We start from the raw sequence: 21,189 nt of genomic DNA, 5'->3' as shown, positions 1-21,189 counted from the left end.
CGGCCTTCCTACAAGCAGCCTGAGCCGCATTTCCCTCACTTCGGGGTCTGACCCCGAAGTGAGGGAAAATGCGGCTCAGGTCGCTGCTTCGGGGCAAAAAAAAAAGCGCCGTGAAGGCGCTTTTGCTTTTGCTTTTGCTTATGCTTTGAAACGTGTTTCCACGAGGCCTTTGATGCCGGGCCGTAGCAGCACGACTGCGCCGCCCCATTCCGCGTCTTCCGGTTTGCCGGACGGGATGGAGGTGACCAGCAGCGTTGCCATGTCGGCGCCGCCAAAGGCGCACATGGAGGGCTTGGCGAACGGTACGTCGACCCGGCGGTCGAACTTGCCGTCCGGCGTGAAGCGCAGCAGGCAGCCGGCGTCGTTGGCGCAGGTCCAGTAGCCGCCTTCGGCGTCCACCGCTGCGCCGTCGGGACGGCCCACGTGCTGGTTCAGGTCGGCGAACACGCGCCGGTTCGACGGCACGCCGGTAGCGGTGTCGTAGTCGAACGCCCAGATCAAGCGGCTGCTCGGATGCGAGTCGGACAAGTACATGGTGCGCCCGTCGGGCGACCATGCCAGCCCGTTCTGCGTCACCAGCCCGGACACCACCGGCGCGGACAAGCCCTGCTCCGCGCTGTAGCTATACAGCTCGCCGATGGCGCGCGCGGCCGACATGTCCATGAACATGGTGCCGCTCCAGAAGCGCCCCTGGCGGTCGGTGCGGCCGTCGTTGAAGCGCATGCCTTCGCCCAGCGAGGCGGGGCGCGCCAGCCAGGTTTCCCCGGCCTGCCCGCCTTCGCCCAGCGCAAGGCTGAACAGGCCTGTTTCCATGCCGGCGATCAGCCCGCCGCTTTCCTTGGGCGCGATGCACGCGACCATTTCGGAGGTGGTCCAGGAGCGCAGTGCGCCCCGGCCACCACCTTCGCCGTCCAGGCGCCACACGCGCTTGCCGGCGATGTCCACCCAGTACCAGGCCGCGCTGTGCGCGTCCCAGACCGGGCTTTCACCTACCTTGCATTGGATGCCGCTTACGCGTTCCATACCAGGTCGCCGTTTTCCACGCGCGGGATCGCCAGCGGGTTGCCGTCGGCCAGCTCGGCAGCCAGCAGCTCTGCCGGCACGTCCTGATAGCTCACAGGACGCAGGAAACGGTCGATGGCGGAGGCGCCAACGGAAGTGCTGCGGCTGTCCGAGGTGGACGGGAACGGGCCGCCGTGCACCATGGCGTGCGAGACTTCCACGCCGGTGCCGAAGCCGTTGAACAGCACGCGGCCGGCCTTGCGCTCCAGCGTCGGCATCAGGCGCTTGGCAAACGCCAGGTCGGCTGCGGTGGCGTGCACGGCGGCGGTCAGCTGGCCTTCCAGGTGTTCGGCCACGCGCACCACTTCGTCTTCGTTGCGGCAGCGGATCAGCAGCGAGGCCGGTCCGAAGATTTCGCCTTCCAGGTCCGGATTGGACAGGAAGGTTTCAGCAGCCACTTCATACAGCGCAGCTTGCGCGCCGCATGGCAGGGCGCCGGTCATGCCCTGGCCGACCAGCTTCACGCCAGGGATTGCGGCCAGCTTGGCCACGCCCGACGAGTAAGCCTGGTGGATGCCGGGGGTCAGCATGGTCTGCTGGGCCTTGGCGGCCAGCGCGGTTGCCACGCCTTCGGTGAACGCTTGCAGCAGCGGGCCGTCCACGCCGATCAGCAGGCCCGGGTTGGTGCAGAACTGGCCTGCACCCAGGGTCAGCGAATCAACAAAGGCTTGCGGCAGTTTGCTGTTTTCCAGTGCGCCTGCCAGCAGGAACACCGGGTTGATGCTGCTCATTTCAGCATACACGGGAATCGGTTCGCGGCGCGCTGCGGCAGTGCGCATCAGCGAGGTGCCGCCGGCGCGGGAGCCGGTGAAGCCGACAGCCTTGATCGCAGGATGGGCGACCAGGTTCTGGCCCACGCTGACGCCGGAGCCGATCAGCATCGAGAACACGCCTTCGGGCATGTCGCATTCGATGGCGGCTTTTTGCACGGCGCGCGCCACCAGTTCGGAAGTGCCCAGGTGCGCGGAGTGCGCCTTCACGACCACGGGGCAGCCTGCCGCCAGCGCGGACGCAGTGTCGCCGCCCGCTACCGAGAAGGCCAGCGGGAAGTTGCTGGCGCCGAACACGGCCACAGGGCCCAGGCCGATCTTGCGCAGGCGGATGTCCGAGCGCGGCGGGGTGCGGTCCGGCAGCTTCGAGTCCAGCGTGGCGGACAGGAAGCGGCCGTCGCGCACCACCTTGGCGAACAGGCGCAGCTGGTTGCAAGTGCGGCCGCGCTCGCCTTCCAGGCGGGCTTGCGGCAGGCCGGTTTCCTGCATCGCGCGCTCGATCAGCGCTGGACCGATGTCCATGATGCGGTCGGCGATGGTTTCCAGGAAGCGGGCGCGCTGCTCCAATCCGGTTTCACGATAACGGTCGAACGCCTGTTCGGCCAGCGCGCAAGCTTGCTGCAGCTCGGCTTCGCCACCCAGCCCGAAGGCCGGTTCGATTTGCTCGTTGCGGGAAGGATCGGTCGCTTTGATCGTGCCTTCCTGGCCGCGTACTACGCTACGGCCGATAATCATTTCACCGGATACTTGCATAACTACTCCTTAGTTTATTGCGCGCCCTGTGCGCGCATCAGTTTTTCCAGCATTGCACATTCTTCTTCGGTCAGGTCGGTCAGTGGCGCGCGCACCGGACCGGCGTCGTAACCGGCGATCTTGGCGCCAGCCTTGACGATCGATACTGCGTAGCCCGACTTGCGGTTGCGGATCTCCAGGTACGGCAGGAAGAACTCGTCCAGCATCTTGTTCTGCGCGGCGTGGTCGTCGTTGGCGATGGCGTGGTAGAAGTCCATGGCCAGCTTCGGCATGAAGTTGAACACGGCCGACGAGTACACCGGCACGCCCAGCGCCTTGTACGCAGCTGCGTACACTTCCGCGGTTGGCAGGCCGCCCAGATAGCTGAAGCGGTCGCCCATGCGGCGCCAGATTTGCATCATCAGTTCGATGTCGCCCAGGCCGTCCTTGAAGCCGATCAGGTTAGGGCAGCGGTCGGCCAGCTTTTCCAGCGAGTCCGCGTTCAGGCGGCAGACGTTGCGATTGTAGACCACAACCCCGAAGTCCACCGAGGCGCACACTTCTTCCACGTGGCGGATCAGGCCGTCCTGGCTCGCTTCGGTCAGGTAGTGCGGCAGCAGCAGCACGCCTTGCGCGCCCAGGCGCTCGGCTTCTTGCGCGTAGCCGATGGCGGCGCGGGTGGAACCGCCGGCGCCGGCCAGGATAGGCACTTTGCCTTTGCAGGTGTCGACGGCGGTCTTGATGACGTCGCTGTATTCGTTCGGGGTCAGCGAGAAGAACTCGCCGGTGCCGCCGGCGGCGAACAGCGCGCTGGCGCCGTACGGTGCCAGCCATTCCAGGCGCTTGGCGTAGGTGTCGGCGCGGAAGTTGCCCTGTGCGTCGAAGTCGGTGACCGGGAAGGACAGCAGGCCGGACGAGAGGATGGTTTTGAGGTCATTAGGATGCATGTCTTCTCCAGTGTGGACTAAAAAGCGGCTAGCGCCGAGTTGTTGTATGACATCGTACAACTATAATCGAAGTCGGGCAAGCGTTTTGATGTGGCTTTTTAGTCCTTGGCTATCAGGAAACGGTTACGGCGCCACTTCCTGCTGGGCGCGCCGCAGACGTTCGCGGCTGTTGCTCAGGTGGGTGCGCATGGCGGCGCGCGCGCCTTCCTGGTCCTGGCGCGCGATGGCGTTGTAGATGTTCTCGTGCTCGCGGTTCACGCGTTCCAGGTAGTGCGCCGGGTCGTCGTGCGCCAGCTGGGCCGAGTTGACGCGGGCGCGCGGGATGATGGTGGTGCCCAGGTCGGTCAGGATGTCGACGAAATAGCGGTTGTTGGTGGCCTGCGCGATCAGCAGGTGGAACTGCACGTCAGCCTCCACCGAGCCGCCCTCCAGGATGCGCTGCAGCGCCTCGCCCATGGCGGCCAGCTGCGCCTCGCTGCGGCGGGCGGCGGCCAGCCAGGCCGCTTCGGTTTCCAGGCTGATGCGCAGCTCAAGGATGGCCAGCACGTCGCCGATGGTGCGCACGGTGTCCGGCGAAATGCGCAGCGCGCCGGGCTGCGGCTCCAGCACGAAGGTGCCGATGCCGTGCTTGGTCTGCACCAGGCCTGCGGCCTGCAGATGCGAAATCGCCTCGCGCACCACGGTGCGGCTCACGCCGTGCATCTCCATGATCACGGACTCGGTCGGCAATTTGTCGCCCGGCTTGAGCTGCCCGCCGGTGATGCTGGCGGTAATGCTCTCCACCACGCCCTGCGCAAGGTTGCGGTGGCGCTTCTTGGGTGGCTGCAAGGCGTTGGCTGCGGCGATGTCGTTCATGGCTGGGCGGATTCAAATGAAGCCTGGATATTGAAGCGCCCATTATAGCAGTTGTATGACGACCGTTCTTAAGCCCCGCTATTAAGCCCCGCTCTTAAGCCCCGTTCTTACGCCCTGCTCTTGCGCCCGCCCTGGCGCGCAGCGCGCGCGGCCATAAAAAAACGGCAACCTGGATCAGGTTGCCGTGTAAAAGGCGCGTGCCATGGGTAACACGCACCGGGAAGCAAACATGGGGTGGGCGCCCGACAGACCGGCCTGCCGGGCGCCCGGTACGACACTTGCTCGTGACAGCCGCGTGTTACAGGTGCGGCGCGATCTGCGGCAGCAGGTCGTCGAAGGTGCGGCCGGTGCCGTTTTCGCCGATCGCGTGCATCTTCCATTCGCCGTTGTGGCGGTACAGCTTGGCCATGATCTGGGCCGAGTGCTTGCCCTGCACGGACAGGTTGAAGCGCGCCACTTCCTTGCCGTCGGCGGCGTTGATCAGGCGGCAGTAGGCGTTTTGCACTTGCTCGAAGGTCTGGCCGGTGAAACTGTTCACCGTGAAGACAATGCTCTTCACGTTGGCCGGTACGCTGTTCAGCGAGACGGTGACCTGCTCGTCGTCGCCGTCGCCGGCGCCGGTGCGGTTGTCGCCGCTATGCACCACGCTGCCGTCCTGGCTCTTGAGCTGGCGGAACCAGACCACGTCCAGCGGACGGTTCTCGGTGTCGAACAGCACGCACGAGGCGTCCAGGTCCACTTCCGCGCTACCGCCGCCGAAGCCGAAGAAGCCCTTGCTCTTGACGGCGTCCCAGCCCAGCCCCATCACCACGCGCGACAGCGCGCTGCCGGCTTCCTTGTCCAGAGAGATCTTCTGGCCCTTTTGCAAATTGACTGACATAGCTAACTCCTTGCTTGTTTGTTCCGATTACTGTCCGGTGCCCCGCACCCAGCCCAGGAAGCCCTGGCGGCTGCGCGAACACACCAAAATCTTGCCCTGGCCCGAGAAGCGCAGGACCATGCCCTCGCCGCTGGTCTGGCTGTTCACCAGATTGCTCAGGAAGCCGCCGCTTTGCGAGGTCGCCACCGACATCTCGTAGCGCAGCGAACTGTCCCAGCACACCACGTGCGAGTTATCGATGGTCACGTCCTTGCCCGGCTCCACTTCCAGCTGCGAGATCGAACCGAAGCCCGACACCGCCAGCTGTCCGCTGCCCTGCGTCTCCGTGATGAAAAAGCCGCCGCTCTGCGCGAACAGCGCATTGCCCAGGCTTTGCGTGCGCACCTTCAGCTCCACGCCGGAGGTCGCCGCCACGAAGGCGCCGTCGCTGATCATGTACTGGCGCGGACCGACGTCCACCACCTGCATCGCACCCGGCAAGGTGGGCGACAACAGGCAATCGCCGTTGCCGCGCACCGCTTCGATGTGCTGCTGGAAGAACGATTCACCGTTGGCAAAGGTGCGCATGATGGCGCTGCCGATACCGCCTGTGATCTTGCCTTTCAGCTCAAGCGCCGATTCCATCATCACCATGGCGCCGGATTCGCAGTAGATCTTTTCGCCCTGCCGCAGCGAGACGTGCAGGAAGGGATCGACATCCCCTGTAACGGTGAACACCGGCATGGTTACACCGCGACGCCGAAGGAGGAAGCCAGCGCGCCCAGGCCGCCCTTGTAGCCCTGGCCGACGGCGCGGAACTTCCAGTCGCCGCCGTTGCGGTACACCTCGCCGAACACCAGCGAGGTCTCGGTGGAGCCGTCTTCGGACAGGTCGAAACGGGCGATCTCGGTGTTGCCGGCCGCGTTCACGCAGCGCACGAAGGCTTTCTGCACCTGGCCGAAGTTCTGGCGGCGTGCATCGGCTTCGTGGATGGTGACGCAGATCGCGATGCGGTCCACTTCGGCCGGCACCTTGGACAGTTCGATGGTGACGGTTTCGTCGTCGCCGTCGCCGGCACCGGTGCGGTTGTCGCCCGAGTGGGTCACCGAGCCGTCGCTCGATTTCAGGTTGTTGTAGAAGATGAAGTCGTTGTCGGCGCGGACCTTGCCGTCAACCTTCAGCAGGAAGGCGGAGCTGTCGATGTCGAATGCCGCGCCGTCCGTGTTGCGGATATCCCAGCCCAGGCCTACGACCATCTTCGACAGGCCCGGAGCTTCTTTGCTCAGATTAACGTTACCGCCTTTTTGCAGACTGATTGCCATGATTTGTGACTCCTAAAGTAGTTGAACACCTTGCTGCATGCGCGGCGGGCCGGTGTTCTATGGGCGCGCCGCGTTTTCTTTACACCGCTCAGGCAGTGACGCCGAGCGCTTCTTGCTGCTTGCGGTGGCGTACCGACGACCAGATGGAAGCCGCAATGAACGCCACACCGATCAGACCCGTGAAGATTTCGGGAATGTGGAACTTGATACTGGCCAGCATGATCACCGCCAGGATGCCGATCGCGTAGTGCGCGCCGTGCTCCAGGTAGACGAATTCGTCCAGCGTGCCCTTCTCGACCAGGAAGATGGTCATGGAGCGCACGAACATCGCGCCGATGGCCAGGCCCAGCATGATGATGACCACGTCGTTGGTGATGGCGAACGCGCCGATCACGCCGTCGAAGCTGAACGAAGCATCCAGCACCTCCAGGTACAGGAAGCCGCCGATACCGCCGCGCTTGACCATGTCGCCCACGTTGGTGCCTTCTTCTTCCGATTCGAGCAGGCTGCTCAAGCCGTCCACCGCCACGTAGATCAGCACACCCCACAGGCCGGCGATCAGCACGATCAGCTTCTGGCCCTCTTCCACCATGCCCAGGCAGGCCAGCAGCGCGCCGATGGTGACCATGACGGAAACCGACGACATCTTGCCCAGCGAGCCCAGTTTCTTCTCGACGTTGCCCAGCCAGTGGGTTTCCTTGTCCTTATCCAGCAGGAAGTTCAGGAACACCAGCAGCAGGAAGGCGCCGCCGAATGCCGCCACTTCAGCGTGGTGGTTGGTCAGGTGCGTGGAGTACGCTTTCGGGTCGTTCAGCGCCAGCGTCCAGACTTCGGCCATGCTGATGTCCGCCGCCACCGCCACGATCACCAGCGGAAACAGCAAGCGCATGCCGAACACCGCGATGATGATGCCCACACCCAGGAACAGCTTCTTCCAGAAGGCGTCCCAGGTTTTCAGCACGGAAGCGTTGACCACCGCGTTGTCGAACGACAGCGATACTTCCATCACCGCCAGAATCGTGGCGATACCCAGGGCCGTGAGCGCGCCGCCCCAGCCCGTATGTTCGTAGCCCCACCAGCCTGCGACTGCCAGGCAGATGAAGGAGACGATGAATGACACTCTGAAGTGTTTCATCTGCATATTCCTTTCTTATTGATGAATGTCATGCAGTGTAGAGATTTCCCTCTCTTTTAAAAATAGAAGATAATCGAAGTATTACTTCGGAAAAGCAGGATGGACGAAACACATGAAAACCGCCGGCATCAACTTCAGGCACCTGTTTTTTTTCTGGACCGTGGCCAAGGAAGGCAGCGTCACGCGCGCCGCCGAACGCCTGGGTCTGGCGGTGCAGACCGTGAGCACCCAGCTGACGCAGCTCGACCTGCAGCTCGGCACGGCCCTGCTCAAGCAGCAGGGCCGGCGCCTGGTGCCCACCGAGGCCGGCCGCGTGGCGCTCGACTATGCGGACCAGATCTTCCAGCTGGAGGACCAGCTGCAGCAGGCGCTCACGGACGTGGACGCGGGCCGCATGCGGCTCACCGTCGGCATTTCCGATTCGCTGCCCAAGCTGGTGGCTTACCGCCTGCTGGAAATGACGCAGCACCTGAGCAAGAAGGTCAAGCTGATCTGCATGGAGAATGAATTCGATTCCCTGCTGGGCGACCTGGCGCTGAACAAGCTGGACGTGGTGCTGACCGACCGCGCGGTGCGCGCCTCGCCCAGCCTGCGCGTGTTCAGCCACCTGCTGCTGGAAAGCGAGATGCAGCTGTTCGGCGCGCGCAAGCTGGCGGCGAAATACCGGCGCAACTTCCCGCACAGCCTGAACGGCGCGCCGCTGCTGCTACCGACCCGCAACAACGCCCTGCGCGGCCGCATTGACGCCTGGTTCGTGCGGCATGGCGTGCGGCCGGACGTGGTTGGGGAATTCGAGGACAACGCCATGCTGAACACCTTCGGCCGCAACGGCATGGGCCTGTTCTTCGCGCCCTCGGTGCTGGGGCACGACATCCAGGAACAGTTCGGCGCCGTCCACGTGGGCGACGCGCCCGAGCTGAAGGAACAGTTCTACGCCATCTCGAACGAGCGCAAAATCAAGCACCCGGCGGTGGAAGCCATCCTGGAACAGCTGCACACGGGCGCCTTCACCAGCGACGGCTGAGCGCACGGGCGGCGCGGCTACAGGCCGCGCGCCGCCATGAAGTCGATGAAGGCGCGCAGCTTGGGCGCGGGGTGGCGGCTCGATGGCCACAGCAGGCGGAAGGTGATGGTGCGGTCGACATAGTCGTCCAGCACCGTGCGCAGCGTGCCGGCCGCCAGTTCGGCGCGCACCGCGAACTCGGGCAGGCAGGCGATACCGAGGCCCTGCAGGGCGAACCACACCCGGGTTTCCGCGTTATCGCAGATCATGGAAGTGGGCAGGCGTAGATTTGGCTCCCCATCCGGCTCGCCGTCCTTGCGCAGCAAGGGCCACACTTCCAGCTTGCCCGAGTTCGGGAAGCGGTAGTGCAGGCAGGGGTGGCTAGCCAGGTCGGCCGGGCGCTGCGGCACGCCGTTTTTCGCGAAGTAGGCCGGCGAGCCGACGATGACGGTGCCGAAACTGCCCAGCTGGCGCGAGGACAGGCGCGAATCGAGCAGCTCGCCGGTGCGCACCACCGCGTCATAGCCCTCCTCCACCACATCCACCATGCGGTCCGTGAACGACAGGTCCAGTTCCACGGCCGGATAGGCGCGCATGAAATCGGCCAGCAGCGGCAGCACCAGGCCGCTCACCATGGGCAGGCTGACGCGCAGCCTGCCCCGCGGCATGCTGGCCGACTGCGACAATTCCTGCTCGGCCGCCTCGATCTCGGCCAGCACGCGGCGGCTGCGTTCGAGCAGCATGGTCCCCTCCGCCGTCAGGGTCATGCTGCGCGTGCTGCGGTGGAACAGCCGTACGCCCAGCCGCTCTTCCAGCCGCGCCACGCTTTTGCCGATGGCAGAGGCGGAGACGCCGAGCGCCCGCCCGGCCGCCACGAAGCTGCGCGTCTCGGCCACCTGCACGAAGACATTGAACCCGCTCAGACTTTCCGACTTCATTTCCGCTTCCGCCCCCCATTCAGGACAAGGGAGTCCTTAAAGACAGGAAGTCTAGCCCACTTTTTCTTCCTCCGCATGGGCGCTACTGTGGCCGGACCTCCCATCACAAGGCCACACAATGACCACACCTTCCTCTCCGTTTCCGCTCTCCGGCCTGCTCGCGCTGGCCATGGCGGGCTTCATCACCATCCTCACCGAAGCGCTGCCCGCCGGCCTGCTGCCGCAGATGGGCGCCAGCCTCGATGCCAGCGGCGCCATGGTGGGCCAGCTGGTCACCAGCTATGCGCTCGGCTCCCTGCTGTGCGCCATCCCGCTCACCGCCGCCACGCAGGGTCTGCGCCGCAAGCCGCTGCTGCTGGCCACCATCGCCGGCTTCGCGCTGGTGAACTGCGTTACCGCCCTCTCCACCAGCTACCTGCTCACCATGGCGGCGCGCTTCGCGGCAGGCGTGTTTGCCGGCATGCTGTGGGCGCTGCTGGCCGGCTACGCCGTGCGCATGGTGGACCCGCAGCACAAAGGCCGCGCCATGGCCGTGGCAATGGCCGGCATCCCGGTCGGCCTGTCGCTCGGCGTGCCGGCCGGTACGCTGCTTGGCGCCACGCTGGGCTGGCAGTACGCCTTCGCCATCATGAGCGTCCTGGCGCTGGTGCTGATCGGCTGGGTGATGGCCGCAGTGCCGGACTTTCCAGGCCAGGGCGGCGCCCGCCGCGCACCGGTCAGCCAGGTGCTGGGCATCAGCGGCGTGAAGGCGGTGCTCGCCACTACCTTTGCCTACGTTCTGGCGCACAACATCCTGTACACCTATATCTCGCCCTTCCTGGCGCCTGCCGGCCTGGAACACAAGGCGGATGCGGTGCTGTTCATCTTCGGCGCCGCGTCCATCGGGGGCCTGTGGCTGGCAGGCCTGCTGATCGACCGCCGCCTGCGCGCCATGGTGCTGGGCAGCACTGCCGCGTTCGGGCTGGCGGCAGCGGCGCTTGGCTTGTGGGGCACGCACCCGGCGGCGGTCTACGTTGCGGTCGGCGTGTGGGGGCTGGCCTTCGGCGGGGCGCCCACTTTCTTCCAGACGGCGCTGGCGAACGTGGCGGGCAGCGCGGCCGATGTGGCGCAGTCGCTGCTGGTCACCAGCTGGAACCTGGCCATTGCGGGCGGGGGCCTGTTTGGCGGACTGCTGCTGAGCGCCGCGGGCGCGGGATCACTGCCGTGGACCCTGTGCCTGTTGCTGGCGGCAGCGCTGGCGATCGCGGCGCGCTCGAACCGGCACGCGTTCCCGGCGCGCTGAGTTTCAACGGAGTTTCAGGCCCTGTACTGCGCGGCCAGGGCATCCATTCCCGCCAGCGCGTAGCGCAGCAAGTCGTCCGCCAGTTGGGCCGGGTCGCCGCCCAGGCCGGGCAGCACCTGCGTGCGCAACTCGGCCGGCGCCAGCAGCATGGCCAGGCAGGGCGCCACGGTGAAGAACAGGCTGCGCTGCATGGCCGGGTGCGTCGGCGGCAAGCCTACGATCTGGCTCACGATGCCGATCAATATCCTGGCCTTGGGCGCGATCGCCTGCTGCACCAGCACCGGCGCGTGCTCGCTCGGCGAGAGCAGCTCGCGCACCACCACCCTGCTGCCCCAGTGCGCGCGCGGGCCCGTCACATGCTCGACGATACGGCCGACGATAGCGCGCAGCTTGTCGCGCGGCGCGGCCGGGCCGGCGGCCAGCGCCTGCATCTCTTCCAGCCGGAGCAAATGGTTGTGCGCCTCCACCAGCACCGCCTGGTACAGGCCTCCCCGGCTGCCGAAGTGATAGTTCACCGAGGCCATGTTCACGCCCGCGCGGGCGCAGATCTCCTTGCTGGTGGCGTCCGCATAGCCGCGCTGCGCGAACACCTGCCCGGCAACGTCGAGGATGGCGCTGCGCGTGGCGTCGCCGTCCGAACGCGCGGCGCGCGCCGGGGCGGCGGTTGGTTTGGGCTTGGCAGTAGTCATGGGGCGGTATTGTAGAGGAATTCATTAATTCAAATTCAAATTTAAATTTGATGTAGAATTCTCGCATACTTGGCGCCGGAGGGCTGCAACATGAACAAGAAAATCATTATCGCCACAGTGCTGGTGCTGGTGCTGGTGCTGGTGCTGGCTGCTGTTGCTGCGGCGGCGTGGTACGCCATGCGTCCCCCTGCCGCCGAGGGGCTGCTACTGTACGGGAACGTGGACCTGCGCCAGGTGTCGCTGGCGTTCAACGGCAGCGAGCGCATTGCCAGCCTGTCGGTGCAGGAAGGCGACCGCGTGCGCCCGGGCCAGGTGCTGGGCAAGCTGGACACCACCACGCTGGCACTGCGCATCGCCGAGTCGCGCGCGCGGGCCGGCGCCCTGGAACAGACGCTGGCCCGGCTGCGCGCCGGCAGCCGGCCGCAGGAAGTGAGCCAGGCGCGCGCGCAGACGGCCGAGGCGCAGGCCGAGGCGGACCTGGCGGCCAAGAGCCTGGTCCGCCTGCAAGGGCTGGCGCAAGGCCCAGTCGGGCGCGCCGTGAGCCTGCAGGATGTGGACAACGCGGCCGCGCGCAGCAAGGCTGCGCAGGCGCGGCTGGAAGGTGCGCGCAAGGCGCAGGAGCTGGTGCAGGCCGGCGCGCGCAAGGAGGACATCGCGCAGGCCGAAGCGCAGCTGGCAGCGGCGCAGGCGCAAACAGCCGTGCTGGCGCAGCAGCTGGCGGACGCGGAACTGCGCGCGCCCATCGCCTCCGTGGTGCGTGCGCGCCTGATGGAAGCGGGCGACATGGCCTCGCCGCAGCGGCCGGTGTACACCCTGGCCATCACGGACCCCAAATGGGTGCGGGCGTATGTGCGCGAGACGGAACTCGGGCTGGTGCAGCCCGGCATGGCCGCCAGCATCGCCATCGACAGCCTGCCTGGCCAGGCAATTGCGGGCAAGGTGGGCTACATCTCCTCGGTGGCCGAATTCACGCCGAAGACCGTGCAGACCGAGGACCTGCGTACCAGCCTGGTATATGAAGTGCGGATACTGGCGGAGGACAAGGACGACCGCCTGCGCCTGGGCATGCCCGCCACGGTGCGGATCGCGCGCCCTGCCGCGCAGGCTCAGAGATGAATACCCGCGCGGCGCCTCCCGCTGCAGCGCCCGGGGTGCCCGGCGCGCGCGGTCCCGCCATGTCAGGGACGGGCTTGCACAAGCGCTTCCTCGTCAAGGAAACCCGGCGCACGGTGGAGGCGCTGCGCGGCGTGTCGCTTGCGGTACCGGCCGGCGCCCTGACGGCGCTGGTGGGACCGGACGGCGCGGGCAAGACCACGCTGCTGCGGCTGGCCGCCGGGCTGATGGCGCCCAGCGCCGGCCAACTGGAAGTGCTCGGCATCGACGTGGCGCGCCAGCCGCAGCGGGTGCAGGACCGCATCAGCTACCTGCCGCAGCGCTTTGGCCTGTATGAGGACTTGAGCGTGCAGGAGAACCTGGACCTGTACGCGGACCTGCATGGCGTACCGGCGGCTGTGCGGCGCGCGCGCTTCGAGCGGCTGCTGCGCATGACCGACCTGCAGCGCTTTACAAGCCGCCTGGCGGGCCAGCTCTCCGGCGGCATGAAGCAGAAACTGGGCCTGGCCTGCACGCTGGTGCGCTCGCCCGAGCTGTTGCTGCTGGACGAGCCCACGGCGGGCGTGGACCCACTGTCGCGGCGCGAACTGTGGTCCATTGTGCAGCAACTGGTGGACGAGCAGGGGCTGACGGTGGTGGTCAGCACTTCCTATCTGGACGAGGCGGAGCGCTGCGCGCATGTGTGCGTGCTGCACGAGGGACGGGTACTGGCATCGGGCACGCCGGAGTCCATCCGCAGCGGCGCGCACGGCCTGTGCCACATGGCCACGCCGCCGGCCGGCATGTCGGCCCGCGCACTGCAGGCCAGGCTGCTGGATGCCGGCGAGAGCGTCGTGGACGCTGTGCCGGAAGGCGGCAAGGTGCGATACATCGCGCGCAGGGATGCCGCGCCGCAAGCGTTGGCTGGCTTGCTCGACGGTGCGGCCACCGTCCCCGCCGAGGCCAGGCTTGAAGATGGTTTCATGCTGATGCTGCGCCAGCAGACCGGCGGCGACACGGCCAGCCAAAACGGCGGCGGACTGCTCCCGGCGGGCGCCGGGCCAGCCGGCAGCACAGCATCCGTCAACGCAGCGTCCGTCAACGCGGCATCCGTCAACACCGCTCCCGCAATCGGCGATGGCTCGCCAGCGGCCGACGGCGCCGTCATCGAAGTGCGCGACCTGGTGCGCAAGTTCGGCGATTTCACGGCCGTCTCCAGCACCAGCTTCAGCGTGGCGCGCGGTGAAATCTTCGGCCTGCTCGGCCCCAACGGCGCGGGCAAGACCACCACCTTCCGTATGCTGTGCGGCCTTCTGCCCGCCAGCAGCGGCTTCCTGCAGGTGGCCGGCGTGAACCTGCGCCACGCGCGCGCCGCGGCGCGCCGCAAAGTTGGCTACGTGGCCCAGAAGTTCTCCCTGTACGGCAACCTCACTGTGGCGGAGAACCTGAAGTTCTTCGGCGAAGCCTACGGCCTGCACGGCGAACGCCTGCGCCTTCGCACCGGCGAAGTGCTGGCGCAGTTCCAGCTCGCCGGCCAGGAGGACATGGCCAGCGGCCAGCTCCCGGGCGGCTTCAGGCAGCGGCTGGCGATGGCGGTCGGCCTGCTGCACTCGCCGGAGATCCTGTTCCTGGACGAGCCTACCAGCGGCGCCGATCCGCTGGCGCGGCGCGAGTTCTGGCGCCGCATCACGGCGCTGGCAGCGGCCGGGGTCACGGTGGTCATCACCACCCACTTCATGGAGGAGGCCGAGTACTGCGACCGCATCGTCATCCAGGATGCCGGCAAGCTGCTCGCCATCGGCACGCCGCAGCAGGTGCGCGAACAGGCCGGCGGCGCGGCGGGCATGGAGCAGGCTTTCATCGGCATCGTGGAGCGCAACCGGCAGGGAGGCCAGCCATGACGCCGCACAAGGACGCGCCCCCGGCCGCGGACGCAAGCACGAGCGCCGGCGCTAACGGCAGCGGCAGCGCCAGCGCCAGCGCCAGCGCGGCCAGGCTGCGCGCGCTGGTGCGCAAGGAGTTCCGCCAGCTGGTGCGCGACGCCAGCAACCTCGCCATCGGCATCGCCCTGCCCATCGTGCTGATCCTGATTTTCGGCTACGGCCTGTCGCTGGACGTGAAGAATGCGCCTGTGGCGGTCGTGATGGAAGACGCCTCCCCTACCGCCGCCGACGCCGTGGCCGGCCTGCTGCACAGCACGGCCATCGCGCCGGTCCTGCTGGGCTCCATGCACGAAGCCGAACAGCTGATGACCGAGCGCCGCGTGGACGGCATTGTGCGCATTCCCGCCGACTTCTCGCGCCGCCTGGCGCAGGGCGGCGCGCGCGTGCAGGTGCTGGTGCACGGCACCGACGCCAACCGTGCCGCCATCATCCTGCAATACACCAGCGGCGCACTGGCGCAGTGGAGCGCCATCCAGGCCGACCGCCAAGGCCGCGCCGCAGGGGCAGCGGCAACAACGGCAGCAGCGGCGGGGACGCCGGCCGCCGGCACGGTCGCCATCGAGCAGCGCATGTGGTACAACGCCGCCAACACCAGCACCTGGTACCTGGTGCCAGGACTGATCGTCCTCATCATGACGCTGGTGGGCGCCTTCCTCACCGCGCTGGTGATGGCGCGCGAATGGGAGCGCGGCACGCTGGAAGCGCTGTTCGTCACGCCGGTGCGCCCGGCCGAGATCCTGCTGGCCAAGATCATCCCCTACTTCACTGTCGGCATGGCGGGCCTGGCGCTTTGCCTGCTGGCCGCGCGCTTCCTGTTCCACGTGCCGATGCAAGGTTCGCTGGCCATCCTGGTGCTGGCATCCATGCTCTACCTGTTCGTGGCGGTTGGCCTGGGCCTGGTGATCTCCTCCGTCACGCGCAACCAGTTCCTGGCCAGCCAGGTCGCGCTGCTGAGCAGCTTCATGCCCTCGCTGATGCTATCCGGCTTCCTGTTCGACCTGCGCAGCGTGCCGCGCGCCATCCAGTACGTGGGCAACGCCCTGCCGGCCACCTACTTCATGGAACTGATCAAGACACTGTTCCTGGCCGGGAACGTGTGGCCGCTGATTTTCAAGAACTGCGCCATCCTGGCCGCCTACGCTGTGCTGCTGCTGGGCGTGGCGCGCGCCGTCACCCGCAAAAAACTCGACTGAGGCCATCATGTCCGCAAGCTTCATGGCGTCGCTGCGCCGCATCGCCAATCTGTGCCGCAAGGAGTTCCTGGCCGTGGTCAAGGATCCGAAAACGCGCGCCATCCTGTTCGTACCGGCCCTGGTGCAAAGCATGCTGTTCGGCTACGCCGCTACCTTCGACCTCACCGATGCGCCCTACGTGCTGCTGGACCAGAGCCGCAGCGCCGCCTCGGCCGAACTGGTCGCCAGGCTGGAAGGCAGCGGCGTGCTGCGCCGCGTGGCCACGCTGCACAGCCAGGAAGCCATGGCCCGCACCATCGAAACGCAGCAAGCCATGCTGGCCGTGCACATCGGCCCCCGCTTCGAGCAGCAGCTCTACGCCGGCGAGCGCGCGCCGGTGCAGCTGATACTGGACGGGCGCAACTCCAACACGGCAGGATCGGCCGCCGGCTTCGTGGGACAGGTGGCTGCCGCCTACAACCAGGACTGGGCGCGGCGCCACGGCGGCAGCGGCCCGGCGCTCACGGTGGAGGCGCGCGCCTGGTATAGCCCGAACCTGGAAACGCGCTGGTACATGCTGCCCGGGATGGTGGCGGCGCTGAGCATGCTGCAAACGCTGCTGCTGTCCGCCCTGTCGGTGGCGCGCGAGCGCGAACAGGGCAGCTTCGACCAGCTGCTGGTCACGCCCATGTCGCCGCTGGAGATCCTGGCCGGCAAGGCGCTCGCGCCGGTGCTGATCGGGCTGGCGCAATCGACCATCATCCTGCTAGTGACGGCGCTGTGGTTCAAGGTGCCGCTGGCCGGGTCGCTGCTCACGCTGTACGCCGGACTGGCCCTGTTCACGCTGGCCTGCGTCGGCATCGGGCTGTCGATATCGGCGGTGTCGCTCAATATGCAGCAAGCCATGCTGTACACCTTTGTCCTCATCATGCCCATGATGCTGCTGTCCGGCCTCACCACGCCGGTGCGCAACATGCCGCCGCTGCTGCAAACGCTCACCCTGGCCAATCCGCTGCGCTTCGCCATCGACCTGGTGCAGCGCGTCTACCTGGAAGGCGTGGGCTTGCGCGTGGTGGCGCTGGACCTGCTGCCCATGCTGCTGATCGCCGCCCTGACGCTGCCGCTGGCGGCTTGGCTGTTCCGCAACCGCCTCGCCTGAATCCATAGCCAGAAGGCAATTTTGCGCCCGCATCGCCCGCGTCGGATAAGATGTAGGTTTCAACTACGGTCGCGCAAGCGATTTATATGGCTAATTTACTGCTGGTCCTGCTGGCGCTATTCCTGGTAGCGCTGAACGGTTTCTTTGTTGCCGCCGAATTCGGCATCGTCACCTTGCGCCGCACCCGCGTGCGCGCCATCGCCAAGACGCAAGGCCTGCGCGGCCGCATCCTGGCCAAGGTCCACGGTGAACTCGATGCGTATTTGTCGGCCTGCCAGCTGGGCATCACCCTCGCATCGCTGGGCCTGGGCTGGGTCGGCGAACCGGCTTTCGCCTCGCTGCTGGAACCGGTGTTCGGTATCCTCGGCGTCACGTCCCAGCAACTGATCCACGGCGTCTCCTTCATCTTTGCCTTCGTCACCATCTCCTTCCTTCACATCGTGGTGGGCGAACTGGCCCCGAAGTCGCTGGCCATCCGCCTGCCCGAAGCGGTGGGCCTGTGGAGCGCCATCCCGCTGTACGGCTTCTACTGGGCCATGTACCCCGCCATCTGGGTGCTGAACGCCAGCGCCAACATGGTGCTGCGCCTGGCCGGCCTGTCCGGCGCCGGCCATGGCGATTCGCACTACTCCACCGAGGAACTGAAGCTGATCCTGCGCACCAGCCAGCCCGGCGAGAAGTTCAACAAGGACGAACGCAACATCCTGGCGCACTCGCTCGATTTCAGCCAGCTGTCGGTGTCGGACCTGATGCGCCCGATCCATGAAGTGATTGCGCTGCACGCCGCCAAGTCGCTGGAGGAAAACCTGCAAACCGTGGTGCGCAACCGCTTCAGCCGCTACCCCTACTACGACGCGGACGGCGAGACCGTGCTCGGCATGGTGCACCTGAAGGACCTGTTCTTCGCCGAGCAGTCCGGCAAGGCCATCACCTCCATGATGCCCTTCCTGCGCCCGGTGGAAACCTATTCGGCGCGCACCCCTGCGCTGGAACTGTTCCGCCGCTTCAAGGACGGTGCGCCGCACTTCGCGCTGATCGGCGAAAAGGGCAAGCGCCCGGTGGGCTTCCTCACGCTGGACAACCTGCTGGGCGCCATGGTGGGCGAGATCCACGACGAATTCCGCCTCAACGAAAACGACTGGCTCAAGCAGCCCGACGGCGCCCTGGTGGGCAAGGCCAGCCTGCCGATCGTGTCGCTGGAACGCGCGCTGGGACTGGATATCGAGAACGAGGAAATGGGCCTGGAGGACATCGAGTCGGTAGGCGGCATGGTGATGCTGAAACTGGGCGACATTCCGAAACAGGGACAGCGCGTGGAGTTCAACGGCTTCGACATCGTGGTCAAGAAAATGACCGGCCCGCGCATCCTGCTGGTGAAGGTAATCCCGCGCCAGCCCCGCCATAGCGAGTCCGACGACCAGGACTAACCGGCCATGCGCACGTGCTGCCCGCCGATGCCGCCCGGCGGCAGCTCCAGCGCGGCGCCGCTGCGCAGCATGGCCACGATGCCGTCTTCCGCGAGGGGACGGCTGAAGTAGTAGCCCTGGATCTCGTCGCAGCCCTGGCGCGCCAGCAGCCGCACCTGGCGCTCCGTCTCCACCCCTTCCGCAATGGCGCGCAAGCCCAGGCTGTGCGCCAGTCTGATCACCGCCGTCACGATGGAACGGTCCTCCGGATCGCTGGCCACGCCGCGCGTGAAGGACTGGTCGATCTTCAGCTTGTCCACCGGGAAGCGCTTCAGGTAGCTCAGGTTGGAATAGCCGGTGCCGAAGTCGTCGATCGACATGGTGATGCCGATTGCCTTCAGGCGGTGCATCAGCGCGATCGAGGCTTCCGGATCCACCAGCGGGATGCTCTCCGTCAGTTCCAGTTCGATCAGGCCGGGCTCCAGCGCGTGGCGCTGCAGCGTTTCGCGCACCATGGCTTCCATGTCCTGCTGCGCGAACTGCGCGGCGGCCACGTTCACGGCCACCGGCACCACCGGTACGCCGGCGTCGATCCAGGCGCGCAGCGTGGCGCATACCTTGTCCAGCACCCAGCTGCCGATGGCCACAATCAGATTGCTTTCCTCGGCCACCGGGATGAACTGCAGCGGGGGCACCAGCCCCAGATCCGGCGACTGCCAGCGCAGCAGCGCTTCCAGGCCGATCACCTTGCCGCTGGCCAGGTCCACCTGCGGCTGGTAGTGCAGCACGAATTCGTCGCGCTGCAGGGCGCGCATCAGGCCCTGCTCCAGCGTCACGCGCGCATCGACGCGCTGCTGCATTTCCGGCGTGAAGAACTGGAAGCCGTTGCGGCCGGCCTCCTTGGCGCGGCACATGGCGATGTCGGCCTGGCGCAGCAGGCTCTCGGCCTGGGTGCCGTCGTCCGGATACAGGCTCAGGCCCATGCTGCCGGTGATCACGTGCTCCTGGCCGGCCAGCAGGACCGGGCGCGCCAGCTGCTCGCCGATGCGCTCGGCGATCATGCCGGGCGTGATGCCGGCCAGCGGGCTGTCGAGCAGCAGCACGAACTCGTCGCCGGCCAGGCGCGCCACGGTGTCGAAGTCGCGCACGCTGCCGCGCAGGGTGGCGGCCACCAGGCGCAGCAGCTCGTCGCCGGCGGCGTGGCCCAGCGTGTCGTTGACCTGCTTGAATTTGTCCAGGTTCAGGAACACCACGGCCAGGCGCTCCTTGCGGCGCTCGGCGCGCCGGATGGCGTGCGCCAGGCGGTCCAGGAACAGCGCGCGGTTCGGCAAGCCGGTCAGCGCGTCGTGCGTGCCATGGCGCCGTTCGCCCGGGTCGCGCGCCACGCACATCACCGCCTCGCCATGCTCGAACCACAGGCGGCAGCCGAAGTACTCCACGTCCACCGCCGCGCCGTCCAACCGCAGCAGCTGCACCGCGCGGCGCGGCTGCAGCTGGGCCAGCGCCAGGTCGCCGTACAGGCCCTGCTCCAGCTGGGCGCGGCAGCCGGGCGGCACGCGCGCGTCCGCCTCGCTGCCCAGCAGGACGGCGGCCGAGTCGGCGCCGAACAGGCGCTGCGCGGCGCCGTTCAGCGCCACGATGCGCCCGCCGCTGTGGATCCACACCGCGTCGGGCACCAGCTCCATCAGCGCCCTGTAGCGCGCCTCGCATTCGGCCAGCAGCGTTGCCGTGTCCTTGCGCCGCAGGGTGCGCATCAGGCGGGCTTCCCGGTCCAGTTGCGCAGCAGGCCCAGCGCCACCGCCAGCAGGGTCGGGCCGATGAACAGGCCGACAAAGCCGAAGGCCAGCACGCCGCCCATCACGCCCAGCAGCACCAGCAGGAACGGCAGGCTGGAACCGCGGCTGATGATCATGGGCTTGACCACGTTGTCCACCCCGCTGATCACGAACACGCCCCACACCAGCATGAAGATGCCCCAGCCGGTGCTGCCCTGGTTGAACAGCCAGAGCGCCGCGCCGCCCCAGATCAGCGGCGGGCCCACCGGCACCAGCGAGAACAGGAACGTGGCCACCGACAGCAGCGCCACGGCCGGCACCCCGGCGATCAGGAAGCCGATGCAGGCCACGGCGGCCTGCGCCAGCGCTGTGCCCAGCAGGCCGTACATCACGCCGCGCACGGTGCGGCTGACGGTGTCCGCCACCTCCACCGCGTGCTCGCCCATGATCTTGTCCATGCCCACCCGCAGCGCGCCGAGGATGGCTGCGCCGTCGCGGTACAGGAAGAAGCTGACGAAGGCGGCCAGGCTCACTTGCGCCACGCCGCTGCCCAGCACCACGCCGCTGCCGAGCAGGAACTGGCGCGCCGGCTCCATGTAGCGCTTGGCCAGCGCCACCAGTTCCTCGCGGCTGCCGATGATCTTGCGCACGTAGGCGTCCGCCGCCTCGCCCACCATGGGCACTTCGCGCAGCCAGGACGGCGGCGCCACGGTGCCTTCGTCAATCGCAGTGCGCAGGTGCTCGTAGGCTTCGCGCGCGCTGTCGGCAATGTTCCAGGTGACCAGGGCCAGCGGCAGGATGATCACCAGGATCAGCGACAAGGTCATGATGATGGCCGACAGCGTGTGCCGCTGGCGGCAGCGCTGCAGCAGCATGAGGTAGAGCGGCCAGCTGGAAATGGTGATGGCGGCGGCGAACAGGATCGCGGCCAGGAAGGGACGCAGCACCGCCAGGCAGCCGATCACCAGGAAGACGATCGCAGCCAGGCGGCTGTACGGTTGAAAACGTTTTTCCATCTGGCCCTCGAATTGTTGTATCGGGGGCTAGC

The 21,189-nt window shown here is 67.0% G+C and carries 19 protein-coding genes; 7 read left to right on the top strand and 12 right to left on the bottom strand.

Translation table 11 applies throughout. From position 1 onward, the window contains the following. Positions 1-138: 138 nt before the first annotated feature. From ASC94_RS19000 to ASC94_RS18965, 8 genes are all read right to left on the bottom strand, one after another. A complete protein-coding gene (locus ASC94_RS19000; protein WP_056398708.1) occupies positions 139-1,023 on the bottom strand; it encodes an SMP-30/gluconolactonase/LRE family protein in 885 nt (294 codons plus the stop codon). Beyond that, positions 1,011-2,585 (bottom strand): aldehyde dehydrogenase (NADP(+)), encoded by a 1,575-nt coding sequence (locus ASC94_RS18995; RefSeq protein WP_056398705.1) that lies wholly within the window; start codon positions 2,583-2,585, stop codon positions 1,011-1,013. Before ASC94_RS18995 ends, ASC94_RS19000 begins: the two co-directional genes overlap by 13 nt. A gap of 14 nt (positions 2,586-2,599) precedes the next feature. Beyond that, the gene (gene kdgD, locus ASC94_RS18990; protein ID WP_056398704.1) at positions 2,600-3,511 is read right to left on the bottom strand and encodes a 5-dehydro-4-deoxyglucarate dehydratase; all 912 of its coding nucleotides are present in this window, start codon (positions 3,509-3,511) and stop codon (positions 2,600-2,602) included. A gap of 123 nt (positions 3,512-3,634) precedes the next feature. Continuing rightward, positions 3,635-4,366 carry a FadR/GntR family transcriptional regulator gene (locus tag ASC94_RS18985; protein ID WP_056398701.1) on the bottom strand — a complete coding sequence of 244 codons (732 nt, stop codon included), beginning with the start codon at positions 4,364-4,366 and terminating at the stop codon, positions 3,635-3,637. Positions 4,367-4,664: 298 nt separating this feature from the next. Further along, positions 4,665-5,246: a TerD family protein gene (locus ASC94_RS18980; RefSeq protein WP_056398697.1), complete on the bottom strand. Its 582-nt coding sequence runs from the start codon at positions 5,244-5,246 to the stop codon at positions 4,665-4,667. 27 nt (positions 5,247-5,273) lie between these two features. Continuing rightward, positions 5,274-5,969, bottom strand: a complete 696-nt coding sequence (locus ASC94_RS18975; protein ID WP_056398695.1) for a TIGR00266 family protein — start codon at positions 5,967-5,969, stop codon at positions 5,274-5,276. 2 nt (positions 5,970-5,971) lie between these two features. After that, positions 5,972-6,547, bottom strand: a complete 576-nt coding sequence (locus ASC94_RS18970; protein WP_056398692.1) for a TerD family protein — start codon at positions 6,545-6,547, stop codon at positions 5,972-5,974. An 88-nt stretch (positions 6,548-6,635) separates the two neighbouring features. Continuing rightward, the gene (locus tag ASC94_RS18965; protein WP_056398688.1) at positions 6,636-7,682 is read right to left on the bottom strand and encodes a DUF475 domain-containing protein; all 1,047 of its coding nucleotides are present in this window, start codon (positions 7,680-7,682) and stop codon (positions 6,636-6,638) included. Positions 7,683-7,794: 112 nt separating this feature from the next. Between ASC94_RS18965 and nhaR the strand changes: the two genes are divergently transcribed. After that, on the top strand, positions 7,795-8,706 hold the full coding sequence (gene nhaR / locus ASC94_RS18960; RefSeq protein ID WP_056398685.1) for a transcriptional activator NhaR: 912 nt from the start codon (positions 7,795-7,797) through the stop codon (positions 8,704-8,706). Positions 8,707-8,723: 17 nt separating this feature from the next. Here nhaR and ASC94_RS18955 read toward each other — a convergent pair whose 3' ends face one another. Beyond that, a complete protein-coding gene (locus ASC94_RS18955; protein ID WP_056398684.1) occupies positions 8,724-9,623 on the bottom strand; it encodes a LysR family transcriptional regulator in 900 nt (299 codons plus the stop codon). A gap of 118 nt (positions 9,624-9,741) precedes the next feature. On the opposite strand from ASC94_RS18955, the gene ASC94_RS18950 reads away from it, so the two are divergent. Continuing rightward, a complete protein-coding gene (locus ASC94_RS18950; RefSeq protein WP_056398675.1) occupies positions 9,742-10,905 on the top strand; it encodes an MFS transporter in 1,164 nt (387 codons plus the stop codon). A gap of 14 nt (positions 10,906-10,919) precedes the next feature. Here ASC94_RS18950 and ASC94_RS18945 read toward each other — a convergent pair whose 3' ends face one another. After that, positions 10,920-11,594 carry a CerR family C-terminal domain-containing protein gene (locus ASC94_RS18945; protein ID WP_056398671.1) on the bottom strand — a complete coding sequence of 225 codons (675 nt, stop codon included), beginning with the start codon at positions 11,592-11,594 and terminating at the stop codon, positions 10,920-10,922. Between the two features lie 90 nt (positions 11,595-11,684). Here ASC94_RS18945 and ASC94_RS18940 point away from each other — a divergent pair, with 90 nt between their 5' ends. The 5 genes from ASC94_RS18940 to ASC94_RS18920 all read left to right on the top strand — a co-directional run bounded on the left by ASC94_RS18940 (position 11,685) and on the right by ASC94_RS18920 (position 18,387). Continuing rightward, the gene (locus tag ASC94_RS18940; protein WP_056399677.1) at positions 11,685-12,710 is read left to right on the top strand and encodes an HlyD family efflux transporter periplasmic adaptor subunit; all 1,026 of its coding nucleotides are present in this window, start codon (positions 11,685-11,687) and stop codon (positions 12,708-12,710) included. A 59-nt stretch (positions 12,711-12,769) separates the two neighbouring features. After that, on the top strand, positions 12,770-14,587 hold the full coding sequence (locus ASC94_RS18935) for an ATP-binding cassette domain-containing protein (RefSeq protein ID WP_157201531.1): 1,818 nt from the start codon (positions 12,770-12,772) through the stop codon (positions 14,585-14,587). Continuing rightward, positions 14,584-15,822 (top strand): ABC transporter permease, encoded by a 1,239-nt coding sequence (locus tag ASC94_RS18930; protein ID WP_082616665.1) that lies wholly within the window; start codon positions 14,584-14,586, stop codon positions 15,820-15,822. The genes ASC94_RS18935 and ASC94_RS18930 overlap by 4 nt, the downstream gene beginning before the upstream one ends. Positions 15,823-15,829: 7 nt before the next feature. Further along, positions 15,830-16,960, top strand: coding sequence for an ABC transporter permease (locus ASC94_RS18925; RefSeq protein ID WP_200955784.1), 1,131 nt, complete (start codon positions 15,830-15,832; stop codon positions 16,958-16,960). 86 nt (positions 16,961-17,046) lie between these two features. After that, complete coding sequence (locus ASC94_RS18920) at positions 17,047-18,387, top strand: hemolysin family protein (protein ID WP_056398665.1); 1,341 nt, start codon at positions 17,047-17,049, stop codon at positions 18,385-18,387. On the opposite strand, the gene ASC94_RS18915 is transcribed toward ASC94_RS18920, so the two are convergent. Both ASC94_RS18915 and ASC94_RS18910 read right to left on the bottom strand, forming a co-directional pair. Beyond that, a complete protein-coding gene (locus ASC94_RS18915; protein ID WP_056398662.1) occupies positions 18,384-20,120 on the bottom strand; it encodes a bifunctional diguanylate cyclase/phosphodiesterase in 1,737 nt (578 codons plus the stop codon). The genes ASC94_RS18920 and ASC94_RS18915 overlap by 4 nt on opposite strands. After that, the gene (locus ASC94_RS18910; RefSeq protein WP_056398660.1) at positions 20,120-21,157 is read right to left on the bottom strand and encodes an AI-2E family transporter; all 1,038 of its coding nucleotides are present in this window, start codon (positions 21,155-21,157) and stop codon (positions 20,120-20,122) included. Before ASC94_RS18910 ends, ASC94_RS18915 begins: the two co-directional genes overlap by 1 nt. Between the last annotated feature and the right edge of the window lie 32 nt (positions 21,158-21,189).

Origin of the sequence: Massilia sp. Root418 (assembly GCF_001425265.1) — a bacterium.
In the GTDB taxonomy this organism is placed as follows: Bacteria; Pseudomonadota; Gammaproteobacteria; order Burkholderiales; family Burkholderiaceae_D; genus Rugamonas.
The sequence above is the reverse complement of the archived record's forward strand: the minus strand, read 5'-3'. Positions and strand labels throughout refer to the sequence as shown.